The 14,939-nt window shown below is 58.9% G+C and carries 10 protein-coding genes, 1 tRNA gene and 3 pseudogenes; 9 read left to right on the top strand and 5 right to left on the bottom strand.

The genetic code is table 11. The features are described from left to right. Window positions 1-70: 70 nt before the first annotated feature. The 7 genes and pseudogenes from ACA070_RS18305 (at window position 71) to ACA070_RS18275 (ending at window position 9,154) form a co-directional block, all read left to right on the top strand. On the top strand, window positions 71-1,147 hold the full coding sequence (locus tag ACA070_RS18305) for a WD40/YVTN/BNR-like repeat-containing protein (protein ID WP_497447763.1): 1,077 nt from the start codon (window positions 71-73) through the stop codon (window positions 1,145-1,147). 39 nt (window positions 1,148-1,186) lie between these two features. After that, on the top strand, window positions 1,187-3,688 hold the full coding sequence (locus ACA070_RS18300) for an efflux RND transporter permease subunit (RefSeq protein ID WP_497447762.1): 2,502 nt from the start codon (window positions 1,187-1,189) through the stop codon (window positions 3,686-3,688). Continuing rightward, the gene (locus ACA070_RS18295) at window positions 3,685-5,463 is read left to right on the top strand and encodes an acyl-CoA dehydrogenase C-terminal domain-containing protein (RefSeq protein ID WP_497447761.1); all 1,779 of its coding nucleotides are present in this window, start codon (window positions 3,685-3,687) and stop codon (window positions 5,461-5,463) included. Before ACA070_RS18300 ends, ACA070_RS18295 begins: the two co-directional genes overlap by 4 nt. Then, window positions 5,447-6,103, top strand: a pseudogene (locus tag ACA070_RS18290) (NAD(P)H-dependent oxidoreductase). Before ACA070_RS18295 ends, ACA070_RS18290 begins: the two are co-directional and overlap by 17 nt. Window positions 6,104-6,182: 79 nt before the next feature. Continuing rightward, a pseudogene (locus tag ACA070_RS18285) lies at window positions 6,183-6,480 on the top strand (hypothetical protein); the annotation flags it as partial. 42 nt (window positions 6,481-6,522) lie between these two features. After that, window positions 6,523-7,344, top strand: coding sequence for a polyphosphate kinase 2 (ppk2, locus tag ACA070_RS18280; RefSeq protein WP_497447760.1), 822 nt, complete (start codon window positions 6,523-6,525; stop codon window positions 7,342-7,344). A 49-nt stretch (window positions 7,345-7,393) separates the two neighbouring features. Next, window positions 7,394-9,154, top strand: coding sequence for a SulP family inorganic anion transporter (locus tag ACA070_RS18275; RefSeq protein WP_497447759.1), 1,761 nt, complete (start codon window positions 7,394-7,396; stop codon window positions 9,152-9,154). Window positions 9,155-9,467: 313 nt separating this feature from the next. Here the strand turns inward: ACA070_RS18275 and ACA070_RS18270 are convergent. Next, window positions 9,468-9,555 (bottom strand) — tRNA-Ser (locus ACA070_RS18270). A gap of 123 nt (window positions 9,556-9,678) precedes the next feature. On the opposite strand from ACA070_RS18270, the gene ACA070_RS18265 reads away from it, so the two are divergent. Next, on the top strand, window positions 9,679-10,350 hold the full coding sequence (locus ACA070_RS18265) for a Bax inhibitor-1/YccA family protein (protein WP_497447758.1): 672 nt from the start codon (window positions 9,679-9,681) through the stop codon (window positions 10,348-10,350). Between the two features lie 66 nt (window positions 10,351-10,416). On the opposite strand, the pseudogene ACA070_RS18260 reads toward ACA070_RS18265, so the two are convergent. Together ACA070_RS18260 and ACA070_RS18255 are read right to left on the bottom strand one after the other, a co-directional pair. Then, window positions 10,417-10,587, bottom strand: a pseudogene (locus ACA070_RS18260) (YceK/YidQ family lipoprotein); the annotation flags it as partial. Between the two features lie 57 nt (window positions 10,588-10,644). Then, window positions 10,645-11,082 (bottom strand): Lrp/AsnC family transcriptional regulator, encoded by a 438-nt coding sequence (locus tag ACA070_RS18255; RefSeq protein WP_008006559.1) that lies wholly within the window; start codon window positions 11,080-11,082, stop codon window positions 10,645-10,647. Window positions 11,083-11,217: 135 nt separating this feature from the next. Here ACA070_RS18255 and ACA070_RS18250 point away from each other — a divergent pair, with 135 nt between their 5' ends. Continuing rightward, window positions 11,218-12,111, top strand: a complete 894-nt coding sequence (locus ACA070_RS18250) for a DMT family transporter (protein ID WP_497447757.1) — start codon at window positions 11,218-11,220, stop codon at window positions 12,109-12,111. Window positions 12,112-12,118: 7 nt separating this feature from the next. On the opposite strand, the gene ACA070_RS18245 is transcribed toward ACA070_RS18250, so the two are convergent. Both ACA070_RS18245 and ACA070_RS18240 read right to left on the bottom strand, forming a co-directional pair. Continuing rightward, entirely contained in the window at window positions 12,119-13,132 is a 1,014-nt protein-coding gene (locus ACA070_RS18245) for an FUSC family protein (RefSeq protein WP_497447756.1), read from the bottom strand. A gap of 68 nt (window positions 13,133-13,200) precedes the next feature. Next, the gene (locus tag ACA070_RS18240) at window positions 13,201-14,826 is read right to left on the bottom strand and encodes an NADP-dependent glyceraldehyde-3-phosphate dehydrogenase (RefSeq protein WP_497447755.1); all 1,626 of its coding nucleotides are present in this window, start codon (window positions 14,824-14,826) and stop codon (window positions 13,201-13,203) included. Window positions 14,827-14,939 lie beyond the last annotated feature (113 nt).

Raw genomic sequence — 14,939 nt, 5'->3', positions numbered from 1 at the left:
AACTCCTAGCGTCACTTTCCATCGGGAAGCGGTAGAGCTTCCCGGTGGTTTTTTTATCCGGGAAACAGTTATGAAAAACTCCAAGTGGATGGCGTTGGCTGCATTGGCCGTGGCGCTGGCGCTGCCGTTCACCCGAGCCGTGGTGGCGGCACCGTTCGCCGATACCCTGGACAGTCCGGCCATTCAGAGTGAAAAGGCGGTTCATGGCGCGTTTACGGGACTGGCCAGTGCTGGAAAACGTCTGGTCGCGGTGGGTCAGCGCGGGCACATTTTTTATTCGGACGATGCCGGTCAGCAATGGCACCAGGCACAGGTGCCGGTCAGTTCCGACCTGGTTGCCGTGCATTTTCCAACTGCACTTCAAGGCTGGGCCGTGGGCCACGACGGGGTGGTGTTGCATAGCAGCGACGGCGGTGAAACCTGGCGTCGTCAGTTCGACGGACGTCAAGTCGGTCCTCGGTTGTTGAAACAGTACCAAGTGTTGGCAGCACAACAGCCGGACGACCCGGTGAGCGTTGCATTACTCGCTGAAGCTCAGCGGATGACGGAGGAGGGTGCCGACAAGCCGTTCCTTGATGTGTGGTTCGAAAACGACCGCATCGGCTATATCGTCGGCGCTTTCAACCTGATTTTCCGGACCGACGACGGTGGTCAAAGCTGGATCCCCTGGCTTGATCGCACAGAGAACCCTTCCGCGCTGAACCTGTACGCGATGCGTCCGGTGGGCAATCAACTATTCATCGTCGGTGAACAAGGGCTGGTGCTCAGGCTTGACCCCGCATCCAAGCGTTTCGTTGCCACCCCGACACCTTACAACGGCACCTTCTTCGGCATCACCGGCAAACCCGGTGCGGTGCTGGTCTTCGGCCTGCGCGGCAATGCGTTTCGAAGTGTCGATGGTGGTGTCAGCTGGAGCAAGGTCGAACTCGGCCTGTCCTTGAGCATCACCGCCAGTACGGTGACTGCCGATGGGCGAATCATCCTGCTGAGTCAGGCCGGCCATGTGTTGGTCAGCGTCGACGACGGTGCCAGTTTCAAACTGCAGCCACAAAACGGCCTGACGCCGGTGGCCGCAGCCCAGGTATCGAATTCGGGAGCGCTGGTGCTCGCCGGTGTTCGTGGCCTGCGTCAGTTACCCCTCGAATAAGCCCACTGTCGTATAACAAAAAAAGAGACAAGAAACGTTATGGGTAATCACGAACTCGATACGATGCCGGTGATCCGGGAGCTCAAGGGCTTCGATGCACGCTCCGGCAACCTGCTAGAACGCCTGATCTTCAACAACCGCCTGCTGGTGGTGCTGACCTGCCTGGTCGTGACCGTCCTGCTCGGATACTTCGCCGCTACTAGACTGACGCTCAATGCCAGCTTCGAGAAGATGCTGCCGCAGAGCCAGCCGTTCATCAAAAACTACCTGGACAACCGCCAGTCCTTGCGTGGCCTGGGCAATGCAGTGCGGGTGGTCGTGGAGAGCAGCGAGGGCGACATCTACGACCCGAAATACCTCGAGGTGCTCAAACAGATCAACGACACCTTGTTCATTACTCCCGGCGTCGACCGGGCCTGGATGAAGTCGCTGTGGACGCCCTCCGTGCGCTGGACCGAAGTGACCGAGGAAGGCTTTCGTGGTGGACCGGTGATGCCCGATGCCTATGACGGCTCGGCCAAGGGCGCCGAGCAGTTGCGTCAGAACATCGCCCGCTCGGGCATTGTCGGCAGCCTGATCGGCAATAATTTCAAGTCGAGCATGATCTTTGTGCCATTGCTGGAAAAGGACCCGGTCACCGGCCAGGCCATCGACTACCACGCTTTTTCGCGCATGCTCGAAGAACAGCTGCGCAATCAATACGAGTTCGCAGGAAGTCACGCTGTGCACAGCGCCGGCGAGGAGGGCAAGGGGCCCATCAAGATCCGCGTGATCGGTTTTGCCAAGCTGGTCGGCGATCTGCTTGATGGCTTGATGCAGGTGATGATGTTCTTCGGTGCCGCGGCGTTGATCGCCACCGCCATCATTTTTTTCTTCACCCGTTGCGTGCGTAGCACCGCGCTGGTGATCATGTGTTCAGTGATCGCCGTGGTCTGGCAACTCGGCCTGGTGACCCTGTTTGGCTATGCGCTCGATCCGTTCTCGATCCTGGTGCCGTTCCTGGTCTTTGCCATCGGCGTCTCCCATGGTGCGCAGAAGATGAATGGCATCATGCAGGACGTCGGGCGCGGCACCCATTTGCTGGTCGCTGCGCGCTACACCTTCCGCCGCCTGTTCCTCGCCGGTCTCACCGCGCTGTTGGCCGATGCCGTCGGCTTCGCCGTGTTGATGCTGATCGACATTCCGGTGATCCAGGACCTGGCGGTCACCGCCAGTATCGGTGTCGCGGTGTTGATCTTCACCAATCTGGTGCTGCTGCCGGTGCTGCTGTCCTATTGGGGCGTCAGCCGCAAGGCGGCCGCCCGAACCCTGCGCCAGGACGACAAGAAATTGCAGGGCAAGGGTGTGGGAAATCTGTGGAGCTTTCTTGATCGTTTTACCGAACGGCGCTGGGCAATCGGCGCGGTCGTGGTAGCGGGCCTGCTGGCGGTGGGCGGCTTTATGGTCAGCACACAATTGAAGATCGGTGATCTCGATCCCGGTGCGCCCGAGTTGCGTTCGGACTCGCGTTATAACCGTGACAACGCCTACATCACCGCCAATTATTCGTTGTCCAGCGACCAGTTCGCCGTGATGATCAAAACCGCCAGCGAGGGCTGCCTGAAATACGAAACCCTGGTTGAGGCGGACCGTCTTGGTTGGTTGCTGCAACAGCAGCCGGGCGTGCAAACCACGGTGTCGTTGGTTAACGCGGTGCGGCAGATTACGGCGGGCTCTTACGAGGGCAACCCGAAGATGCTGACCATCGCGCGTAATCAGGACGTGCTCAACTACGGCGCGCAACAAGCTTCTGTGAACAACCCCGAGCTGTTCAATAACGATTGTTCGATGATGCCGGTGGTGGCCTATCTGGCCGATCACAAGGCTGAAACCCTCGATAACGTGGTCAAGGTCGCCGATGCCTTCGCTCGCGAACATAACAGCGACGAGCGCCAGTTCATGCTCGCCGCTGGCAGCGCAGGGATCGAGGCGGCGACCAACATCGTGGTGCGCGAAGCCAACCGCACCATGTTGTTCTACGTGTATGGCGCAGTGATTGTGCTCTGCTTTATCACCTTCCGCAGTTGGCGTGCGGTGGTGGTGGCCGTGGTCCCGTTGATGCTGACCTCGATCCTGTGCGAGGCACTGATGGTCTGGCTCGGCATGGGCGTGAAGGTCGCGACCCTGCCAGTGATCGCGCTTGGCGTGGGCATCGGCGTCGACTACGCGTTGTACCTGCTCAGTGTCCAGCTGGCCCAGCAACGTGCGGGCCTGTCCTTGACCGACGCCTACAGGAACTCGGTCGCCTTCACCGGCAAAGTCGTCGCTCTGGTGGGCATCACGTTGGCAGCCGGCGTCATCACCTGGGCCTGGTCGCCGATCAAGTTTCAGGCCGACATGGGCATCCTGCTGACCTTCATGTTCATCTGGAACATGATCGGTGCACTGGTGCTGATCCCGGCGCTGTCTCATTTTCTGCTTCGCCATCCAGAACATGCCTCGTCCAGGTTCAAAACCACAGCGATGGCATCGAGTCACACTAATTCGAGAGTTCCCTCATGAGTGATTACAAAGCCCCCCTGCGCGATATGCGCTTCGTCCTCAATGAAGTGTTCGAAGTCGCCAAACTCTGGGCCGAGCTGCCTGCACTCGCCGAGACCGTCGACGCGGAAACGGTCGAAGCCATTCTCGAAGAGGCCGGCAAGGTCACCAGCAAAAGCATCGCGCCTCTGAGCCGTGCGGCGGACGAAGAAGGTTGCCATTGGGCGGACGGTGCCGTCACCACGCCGGCAGGTTTCCCACAGGCTTATCAGACTTACGCCGAAGGCGGTTGGGTCGGTGTCGGTGGCGATCCGACCTATGGCGGCATGGGCATGCCCAAGGCTGTTTCGGCTCAGGTCGAAGAAATGGTCAACTCCGCCAGCCTGTCGTTTGGTCTGTATCCGATGCTGACCGCCGGCGCCTGCCTGTCGATCAACGCCCACGCCAGCGAAGAGTTGAAAGCTGCGTACCTGCCGAACATGTACGCCGGGGTCTGGGCCGGATCGATGTGCCTGACCGAGCCGCACGCCGGCACCGACCTGGGGATCATCCGCACCAAGGCTGAACCTCAGGCCGACGGTTCCTACAAGGTCAGCGGCACCAAGATCTTCATCACCGGCGGCGAACACGACCTGACCGAAAACATCATCCACCTGGTACTGGCCAAGCTGCCGGACGCGCCAGCGGGGCCGAAGGGTATTTCGCTGTTCCTGGTGCCCAAGTTCATGGTCAATGCCGATGGCAGCCTGGGCGCGCGTAATCCTGCGAACTGCGGTTCGATCGAACATAAAATGGGCATCCAGGCGTCCGCGACCTGCGTGATGAACTTCGACGAAGCCGTGGGTTACCTGGTCGGCGAGCCGAACAAAGGCCTGGCGGCGATGTTCACCATGATGAACTACGAGCGTCTGGGCGTCGGTATTCAGGGCCTGGCCACTGGCGAGCGCTCGTACCAGAACGCCGTCGAATACGCCCGCGACCGCCTGCAAAGCCGTTCCCCGACTGGCGCGCAGAACAAGGACAAGGTCGCCGACCCGATCATCGTCCACCCGGACGTGCGTCGCATGCTGCTGACCATGAAAGCCTCGAACGAAGGCGGCCGTGCGTTCTCCACGTATGTGGCCATGCAACTGGACACCGCCAAGTTCAGCGAAGACGCGACCACCCGCAAACGTGCGGAAGATCTGGTTGCACTGCTGACCCCAGTGGCCAAGGCCTTCCTGACCGACCTCGGTCTGGAAACCACCGTTCACGGTCAGCAGGTTTTCGGCGGCCACGGTTACATCCGTGAGTGGGGTCAGGAGCAACTGGTTCGCGACGTGCGCATCACTCAGATCTACGAAGGCACCAACGGCATTCAGGCGCTGGACCTTGTAGGACGCAAGATCGTCGGTACCGGCGGCGCGTTCTACAACCTGTTCGCTGACGAGATCCGTCATTTCACCGCCACCGCCAGCGCTGATCTGGCTGAGTTCACCAAGCCGCTGAACGATGCCGTGACCACCCTCGACGAACTGACCTCTTGGTTGCTGGACCGGGCGAAAAACAACCCGAACGAAATCGGCGCAGCCTCGGTCGAGTACCTGCAAGCCTTCGGTTACGTGGCGTACGCCTATATGTGGGCACTGATGGCCAAGGCGGCCTTCGGCAAAGAAGCGCAGGACGATTTCTACGCGAGCAAGCTGGGCACGGCGCGGTTCTATTTCGCCCGTCTGCTGCCGCGTATTCACTCGTTGAGTGCGTCGGTGAAGGCCGGAAGCGAAAGCCTGTACATGCTAAATGCGGAACAATTTTGATGCGGCATGTCTCACGCCATCATCCTTTACCACTGCGCTGCGCGAGCAGGCAGTTGAAACCCTGCAGGCCCAAGGGCATTAGGTACGGGTATCCGACCTTTACGAGATGGACTGGAACCCGGTGGCCAGTGCCGAGGATTTCTCCATCAGAGAGAATCCCGAGTATCTGGTTTACGCGCTCGAACAGCGACGAAACAGCAAAGAACAAGCACTCGCCGCTGATACACAGCAGGAGCTTGAGAAGTTGTTATGGGCAGACCTGCTGATCCTCAACTTTCCGATTTACTGGTTCTCGACACCGGCCATTCTCAAAGGCTGGATAGATCGGGTATTGGTGTCCGGTATCTGCTATGGCGGTAAACGGTTCTACGACCAGGGAGGCCTGAGCGGCAAAAAAGCACTGGTAGCCGTGACACTGAGCGGGCGCGAACATATGTTCGGGGAGGGCGCGATCAATGTTCCGAATGTCTGGTTCCACAACGTTGAGTACGTTGCCGCCGAGAAGATCGGTGCGGAGACGGTTACCTACGTCAGCAATATCTACAAGTACTCCATTGCCTACCAATTGATCATGCAAGCCAACGCGGCGAAAGCCGAGGCTGCGCAGACGTTGAAAGACCAGAGAAAAGAGGCGCCTTGATGGATCTATGTGACGACCGGAGCGAAAAAATCTTTTCAACCTACACTGAATTGGGTTGAGAACGCCCTGGAAAAAGACAATGACCTTCACTGGCACCACTAGCGTGGCCACGTCTGGCCAGGAGGCGGAGCGCACGATGATGATCGTTGCACTGGGTTGCAACCTCGCCTGGGGGCTCGCGGACGCCGATGACGTTTCTGGTGCTGGATGAGACGGCACTCGCCGTACGCGTTTCTAACCTGGTCGGACTCGCAGTGCTGTTCATCGCTGGTTGGGTGCTCGCCAAATACGCTGGCGCAAAACCGTGGCAAGGTGCAATTGTGTTGGCAGTCACCGGTGCTGTTCTGATCACCGCGATCATCGCGCTCGGTAGATGAACAGATTGCAACCCTACGCTGTTTATTGGTGAGGTCTCGATCATGACAAAAGACAAGAAAAAAGCCCCCAAAAGTAACTCTGCTGAAAGCCTGAAACTGAAGAACAAGGATTATCTTGAGCAACTGCGCAGCCTGCACGCCGAACTGGTCAAATTGCAGGAGTGGGTAAAAGCCAAGGGCATCAAGATCTGTATCGTCTTCGAAGGGCGCGATGGCGCTGGCAAGGGCGGGACGATAAAAGCGCTCACCGAACGCGTGAGCCCCCGTGTCTTTCGGGTGGTGGCGCTAACGGCGCCGAGTGAACGAGAGAAAAGCCAGATGTATGTCCAGCGTTACCTGCCGTACCTGCCCGCGGCGGGCGAAGTGGTGATCTTCGATCGCAGTTGGTACAACCGGGCGGGCGTCGAGCGTGTGATGGGTTTCTGCACTAAACAGCAGGTTGCCACTTTCCTGAAGACAACGCCTCTGGTGGAGCGGGCAATCGTCGACTCGGGCGTGATCCTGCTCAAATACTGGCTGGAAGTCAGCGAAGAGGAGCAGACCCGCCGGCTTCAGGCGCGCATCAAGGATGGACGCAAAATCTGGAAGCTGACCTCCATGGATCTCAAGTCATACAGCCGCTGGTATGACTATTCACGCGCGCGTGACGACATGTTCAAGGCAACCGACACCGAACATGCCCCATGGCTAGTGGCCAACTCCAACGACAAACGGCGGGCGCGCCTTAACATCATCACCGATTTGCTCAGCCGCATCCCGTACAAGGATGTCGCACGCGAGGAGGTGATATTGCCCAAGCGGCAGAAGCCAGGCGGCTATCGCGACCCGGATTATCCGCACCGGCGAGTGCCCGAAAAATTCTGACGGACACGTTTAAGCGAATCTGCGCTGTATACCTACAGGCCACAGCTCTATGAGCGATTCGGATTCTTCGCCTCCCGCCCGGGAACCGGGCCGGGTTGCACGTCGCGATGCCGGCGACGATACCGGCTGGGGTCGCTGGCTTCCTGGAGTCCGCACGCTGCGCGGGTATCAGGTTGCCTGGTTGCGTCAAGACATCATGGCCGGACTGGTGCTCACCACGATGTTGGTGCCCGTGGGCATCGCCTACGCCGTGGCATCGGGCGTACCCGGCATCTATGGCCTCTACGCGACCATCGTTCCGCTACTCGCATACGCATTGTTCGGGCCTAGCCGGATTCTGGTGCTGGGCCCGGATTCGTCATTGGCCGCCGTTATCCTTGCTGTCGTCCTTCCTCTGTCGGGCGGCGACCCGCATCGCGCCATCGCCCTTGCGGGCATGATGGCGATCGTTTCAGGAACTGTGTGCATCCTGGCGGGCATCATGCGTTTGGGCTTCATTACGGAGTTACTGTCTAAACCAATCCGTTACGGGTACATGAACGGCATCGCGCTCACCGTATTGATCAGCCAATTACCCAAGATATTCGGTTTTTCGATTGAGTCCGATGGCCCGGGGAGAAACCTGTGGGCCATCTCCACCGCGGTGATGGAAGGCAAGACTAACTGGACCGCGTTCATGATCGGCGCAGCCACCTTGGTCGTGATTCTTCTGCTCAAACCCCACAAACGGGTGCCGGGCATTTTGATCGCAGTGGTCGGTGCGACTGTCGCTGTCGGTGTGCTGGACCTTGGCGCGCGCGCCGGGGTGTCGGTGCTCGGTGTTCTTCCACAAGGTTTACCTGCGTTCGCCATCCCCTGGATCACCCGCGCCGATATTGTCCCCGTGCTCATCGGCGGTTGCGCCGTCGCCCTGGTGTCATTCGCCGACACCAGTGTGCTTTCTCGTGTGTATGCAGCGCGGACCCATACCTACGTGAACCCGAACCAGGAGATGGCGGGGCTCGGTTTTGCCAATCTGGCGGCTGGATTTTTCCAGGGCTTTCCCATCAGTAGCAGTTCTTCACGTACTCCCGTGGCTGAAGCCGCAGGCGCCAAAACCCAGTTGACCGGCGTTGTCGGCGCGTTGGCAGTTGCCTTGCTGCTGGTGGTGGCGCCGAACTTGTTGCAGAGTTTGCCCAACAGCGCATTGGCAGCGGTGGTGATCGCATCAGCCATTGGCTTGATTGAAGTCACCGACCTGCGACGAATTTATCGCATCCAGCGCTGGGAGTTCTGGCTGTCGATCGTGTGCACCCTCGGCGTGGCTGTATTTGGCGCGATTGAGGGCATCGGCCTGGCCATTGTAATAGCCGTCATCGAATTTCTGTGGGATGGCTGGCGACCGTATTCCGCGGTGCTGGGGCAAGCCAAGGGCGTCAAGGGCTACCACGACATCCAGCGTTATCCCGACGCGAGCCTTATACCTGGCCTGGTCCTGTTTCGCTGGGATGCACCGTTGTTTTTTGCCAACGCCGAACTGTTCAATGAGCGAGTGCTCGACGCAGTGGCTGCATCGCCTACGCCCGTACGCTGGTTAGTCGTTGCGGCAGAACCCGTCACCAGTGTGGACGTGACCTCGGCCGACATGCTGGGTGAACTGGACGAAACCTTGCACGCGGCGGGCATCAAGTTGTGCGTGGCCGAGATGAAGGACCCGGTCAAGGACAAGCTGAAGCGATTCGGGCTTTTCGCAAGGCTTGGCGAAACGGCGTTCTTTCCCACCATAGATGATGCGGTCAGCAGCTATCTCGTGATTCATCCCGTGGATTGACCGGGTCGGCAGGACGAGGCTCGCTGAGTAGTACTGTAGTCACTCAGCGATGGTCGTTCTTGATGGCGTTTTCGAATGCGTTTATTTGCTAAGCCGGGCGCCACATGCTTTCGTGTTCCATACCGGATCGATACGTAAAGTGTTTCTGTCCTTGCTACCGCACTGGTTGCCAGCGATGAGGGGTTTAAATACTAGCCGCTCGTCGAAAATCGATGATTTATCCAAGGTATGGGCTGAAGTATGGGCTGTAGGATTTTGTCAAAGGCCAGAAACGACAAAGCCCTGAATAATCAGGGCTTTGTCGGTACAAATATGGCGGAGGCGATGGGATTCGAACTCATGGACCTGTTACAGTCGACGGTTTTCAAGACCGTTGCCTTAAACCACTCGGCCACACCTCCGTTTGCGTTGCGGGCGCCATAATACCTGAATGAAACACACTGTCAAACTCTCTGCATGGCTTGTTACAGAGCGTCTGTTATGATCTTTGCGACTGAACGTTTCAAACCAACAGGAGTGTCGCCATGCGCGAACAGGATTACGCAGTTAATAACAGCGTGCAGGTTGAGCAGCTAGAGGTTAGCCGCGTCCTGCGCAACACATACGGCTTGCTCGCTCTCACCCTCGCATTCAGCGGCGTGATGGCGTTCGTGGCTCAGCAGATGCGTGTCGGCTACCCGAATATTTTCGTGGTGCTGATCGGTTTCTACGGGCTTTTCTTCCTCACCAACAAACTCCGTGATTCGGCCTGGGGTCTGGTGTCGGCATTTGCCCTGACCGGTTTCATGGGTTTCCTGCTCGGCCCGATCCTCAACCGCTACCTGGGCATGCAGGGCGGCGCTGAAGTCGTCAGTTCGGCTTTCGCAATGACCGCGCTGGTGTTCGGTGGTCTGTCGGCTTACGTGCTGATCACCCGCAAGGACATGAGCTTCCTCGGTGGTTTCATCACCGCAGGCTTCTTCGTGCTGCTGGGCGCGACGCTGGCGAGCTTCTTCTTCCAGGTCAGCGGTCTGCAACTGGCGATCAGCGCAGGTTTCGTGCTGTTCTCCTCGGTCTGCATTCTGTTCCAGACCAGCGCCATCATTCACGGCGGCGAGCGTAACTACATCATGGCGACCATCAGCCTGTATGTATCGATCTACAACCTGTTCATCAGCTTGTTGCAGATCTTCGGCATCATGAGCCGCGATGATTAATCGACAGCCATGAGTAAAAAACCCGCCTAGGCGGGTTTTTTATTGCCTGAAATTCAGGGTCATTCAGAGATGACAAAAGTCGTAGGTCACGCCGCTGTAGATCCTTGGAACTGCGCCGCAGTAACTTTTTTGTTCCTTGAAACTCTTGGCGGCCACTTCGTCACCGCGGATCAATGTTTGTACCGTGCCGCAACCCGCGAGCATCAGCGCCGCGAGTAGTATTGCCTGGGTTTTCATACCGCCAATCCTTCGCCGGAAAACGGTCAATTTACGCGTTTTTAATCAAAACAGAACTCATGCCATCGGCGGCAATCGGCGTTTGACCGGGGTCTTCTTGACGATTGCGGTGTTGGTTTCGGCGTGACTGTTGAGGCGATCGAGCAGCGTGTCCAGTTGCTCCATCGAACGCACATGCAGGCGCGCGATGAAGCAGTCGTCGCCGGTGACTTTGTCGCACTCGGTAAATTCGGGGATCGCCTGAATCTGCCGCTCCACTTCCTGCAACTGGCCCGGCAACGGGCGGATCCGTACGATGGCCTGAAGTTGATAACCGAAGCACTTGGGGTCGATTTCTACGGTGTAGCCCTTGAGCACGCCACGCTCTTCGAGTCGCCGCAGACGCTCGGCAACGCTGGGTGAGGACAGGCCGCTGATCTGGGCCAGGGCCTTGAGCGAGCGGCGTGAATCTTCCATCAATGCGCTGATCAGCACTTGGTCGATGTCGTCGGTCATGGCAAATCCCCTGTTAGGCAGTTGACGGAATACGCCTTGATAAAAAAGGCAGAAACCGAGTTTAGCCTGCTTTTTGCGCTGGAGAAGCCCCTGGTCGGCTTGGCATAATTTGGGCTCAATTACGGGAGTCTGATGATGGACAACACACTACGTCGCGGTTCATTCGAAATGAGCGCCGCCATGCTGATCTCCGGGACCATCGGTTGGTTCGTGCTGGTGTCCGGGCAGCCGGTGCTGGACGTGGTGTTCTGGAGGTGCGTGTTCGGCGCCGGCACGCTGTTGTTGATCTGCGCGGCCTTCGGCTTTCTGCGCCCGGGCATTCTGACCCGCACCACGTTCCTGCTGGCGGTACTCAGCGGCGTAGCGATTGTCGGCAACTGGGTGCTGTTGTTCGCCTCGTATTCTCGCGCCTCGATTGCCATCGGCACCGCGGTTTATAACGTTCAACCGTTCATGCTGGTCGGGTTGGCGGCGCTGTTTCTGGGCGAGAAAATCACCCTGCAAAAGCTGTTCTGGCTGGGTATTTCGTTTCTCGGGATGCTGGCGATTGTCAGCGCGCATGGCGAGCAGGGCGCGGGTGGCAACGATTACCTGATGGGCATCGGCCTTGCCTTGGGCGCTGCGTTTCTGTACGCGATTGCGGCCCTGATCATCAAACACCTGACCGGCACGCCACCGCACTTGATTGCCCTGATCCAGGTCAGCACCGGTGTGCTGCTGCTCGCACCTTTCGCGCATTTTTCGGCACTGCCGCAAGCGCCAAGTGCCTGGGCCAGCCTGGTGACGCTGGGAATCGTCCACACCGGCGTGATGTATGTGCTGCTGTACGGCGCGATTCAAAAGCTGCCGACGGCATTGACCGGGGCGTTGTCGTTCATCTACCCGATTGCGGCGATTTTCGTCGACTGGTTTGCCTTCGGCCATCGCCTGGAGCCGCTGCAATGGGTCGGTGTAGCCGCGATTCTGCTGGCTGCCGCAGGTATGCAGCAGGGCTGGGGCCTGAAGTTTCGTCGGGCGGCCACACAATAAACGGGCGTCAGATGTTCCAGCGCGGTGCGGTTTTGGCCAGTCGCTGGCGCATTTCGCCGATGTTCGAAGCGAACTGGCGGATCAGTAGCCGATAGCCGTCCAGCGAGGTATAGACCGGTGCATCGAGACTTGAATTGACCGGCAAATCGAGGGGGCGACTGAGCCGCTGCGACGCGCCGGTTTTCAACGCCCGGGCCATGCCGATCAGTTGCACGCGAATCTGCCGGTGTTCGGCTTTGAAACTCGATTGCAGATGCGCCATGGCGTCGCGGTCGTTGGCATCCGGCCGGGTGTTGCCGAGGATTTCCAGGGTGCTGACGCACATCCGCAAATTACGCTGAATTGCATCGAGCTCGGTCATGGAAATCTTCACTTCCTTGGACACCGACGGCATCAGTGAACGCAGTTGCACCATCACCGCATTCAGGCGATTCATGAGCTTCAGGTGTTCGTCATCGGAGACGGGCTGTCCGTCGATGATCCGTCCGTAAATCGTCGCGCAATCGCGCAGCGAGTTGGCCAGGTTGTAGCGCCAGGAGTAAACCGCATACGACGGCAGGGCGAAGGAAAAGGCCAGGGCCACGCCAATCAGAATATCCACCCCGCGCCACAGTCCGTCAGAGATCGGATTGTCGCCATGCCCGGCGACAATAAACACCGTGATCCCCGCCAGTAGCGCCGTGTAACCGCCCTTGCCGATGGCGTGATACGAGAAAAACCCGCACACCACCGACATCACAAAATAGGTCAACCACGGCATCCCGAGCCAGGCTTGTTGCGCTACCAACAGCAGGCCGATACTGGCGCCGATCAACGTGCCGACGGCGCGCTCGGCGGCTTTTTTGCCGATGTTGCCGTGGTGCTGCAAACCGCCGATCACCACCAGCATCGTCACCGACGCCCACTCACCGTGGGGCAGGTTGATGCCGGTGGTCAGCATGATCGATGCCAGCAACCCCAGCGATACGCGTACCGCATGGATCAGCTTGGCGTAGCGATAGCGCCGATACGGGTCCAGCAACGGACGCAGTAGCCGGCGCAGCAGCGGTGGCAGTCGATGGGCTCTGAACGTGTTCAGGCTCGGTGTCCTCAGAAGATGTAATCGGTGGTCAGGAAACTCGAACTGCGTCCGCTGATGATCTCGCTGATGAGTTCTTTGTTGGTTTCCTGGAACTTGGTCGCCACCAGCGTGCGGATCGAAAACACCCGCAGCGCGTCATGCACCGACAGGGTGCCTTCGGCGGAGTTCTTGCGACCGTTGAACGGGTAGGTGTCCGGGCCGCGCTGGCATTGGGCGTTGAGGTTGATCCGGCCGACCTGATTGGCAAAGGTGTCCACCAGTCGACCGACTGCCACCGGGTTGGTGCCGAAGATACTCAACTGCTGGCCGAAGTCCGATTCCAGGACGTAGTCGATCACCGTATCCAGATGCCGGTAAGGCACGATCGGCACCACCGGGCCAAATTGTTCTTCCTGGTAGACGCGCATCTGCGGCGTCACTGGGAACAACACCGCCGGGTAGAAGAACGACGCCCGCGCTTCACCGCCATTTGGATTCACCACCTTGGCGCCTTTGCTGACGGCATCCGCGACCAGCGAGTGCAGGTACTCGACCTTGCTCGCTTCCGGCAACGGCGTCAGCGCAACACCGCTTTCCCAGGGCATACCCGGTTTCAGGGTGGCCAGTTTGGTGTTGAATTTCTCGATGAATGACTCGACCACGTCTTCATGGACGAAGAGGATTTTCAGTGCGGTGCAACGCTGGCCGTTGAACGACAGCGAGCCGGTCACCGCTTCGTTGACCGCGTTGTCCAGATCCACTTCCGGCAACACGATGCCGGGGTTCTTCGCATCCAGGCCCAGCGCCGCGCGCAAACGGTGTGGTTTCGGGTGGAGTTTTTTCAGGTCGCTGGCGGCTTTGTTGGTGCCGATAAACGCAAAGATATCGATCTTGCCGCTGGCCATCAGCGCGCTGACGGTCTCGCGGCCGCTGCCGTAGATCACGTTGATCACCCCGGCCGGAAAGCTGTCGCGAAAGGCTTTCAACAATGGGCGAATCAACAGCACCCCCAGCTTGGCCGGTTTGAACACCACGGTGTTGCCCATGATCAGCGCTGGAATCAGCGTGGTGAAGGTTTCGTTCAGCGGGTAGTTGTAAGGTCCCATGCACAAGGCGACGCCCAATGGAACGCGGCGGATCTGCCCGAGGGTGTCCTGTTCCAGCTCGAAGCGGCTGGAGCGGCGGTCGAGTTCCTTGAGGGCGTTGATGGTGTCGACGATGTAATCGCAGGTGCGGTCGAACTCTTTTTCCGAGTCCTTGAGGTTCTTGCCGATCTCCCACATCAACAGCTTGACCACCGCCTCACGCTGTTCGCGCATGTGGCCCAGAAACGTTTCGACGTGCTGGATGCGTTCGGCCACGCGCATGGTCGGCCACAAACCCTGACCCCGGTCGTAAGCGCGGACGGCGGCGTCGAGTGCAGTCAACGCGGTTTCTGCGTCGAGCAGCGGCGTGCTGCCGAGGATGACTTGTTCGTCGCCATTTTCCCCGGTCAGGTACACCGGGCTGCGGACCTGGGCGAGGGGGCCGGACCAGGTTTTCAGTTCGCCATCGACCAGGTATTCACGCTGCTCGGTCTGACCGTCGAGGCGGTATTTTTCCGGGATGTCGCTTGAGTCGGGAAACAGGTTGCCAAGGATGTGTGCTGTGGTCATGTCGCTACCCCGTCTGGAATGGGTGATGAACTGATGAATCGTTTTAGCAGACCTCGGCCTTGCTTGTCATGACTCATCTCATCGTTTGGCGGCTCAGGGTTTTCGATCGTGTA

The organism is Pseudomonas sp. LBUM1678, assembly GCF_059695575.1.
Note: the sequence above shows the minus strand (reverse complement) of the source record. Positions and strands in the feature narration are given on the sequence as shown.

Coding starts and splice junctions, on each gene's coding strand:
- ppk2 (WP_497447760.1), top strand. CDS start 6,523: ATGACAAAAGACAAGAAAAAAGCCCCCAAAAGTAACTCTGCTGAAAGC.
- ACA070_RS18265 (WP_497447758.1), top strand. CDS start 9,679: ATGCGCGAACAGGATTACGCAGTTAATAACAGCGTGCAGGTTGAGCAG.
- ACA070_RS18295 (WP_497447761.1), top strand. CDS start 3,685: ATGAGTGATTACAAAGCCCCCCTGCGCGATATGCGCTTCGTCCTCAAT.
- ACA070_RS18240 (WP_497447755.1), bottom strand. CDS start 14,826: ATGACCACAGCACACATCCTTGGCAACCTGTTTCCCGACTCAAGCGAC.
- ACA070_RS18305 (WP_497447763.1), top strand. CDS start 71: ATGAAAAACTCCAAGTGGATGGCGTTGGCTGCATTGGCCGTGGCGCTG.
- ACA070_RS18275 (WP_497447759.1), top strand. CDS start 7,394: ATGAGCGATTCGGATTCTTCGCCTCCCGCCCGGGAACCGGGCCGGGTT.
- ACA070_RS18255 (WP_008006559.1), bottom strand. CDS start 11,082: ATGACCGACGACATCGACCAAGTGCTGATCAGCGCATTGATGGAAGAT.
- ACA070_RS18300 (WP_497447762.1), top strand. CDS start 1,187: ATGGGTAATCACGAACTCGATACGATGCCGGTGATCCGGGAGCTCAAG.
- ACA070_RS18250 (WP_497447757.1), top strand. CDS start 11,218: ATGGACAACACACTACGTCGCGGTTCATTCGAAATGAGCGCCGCCATG.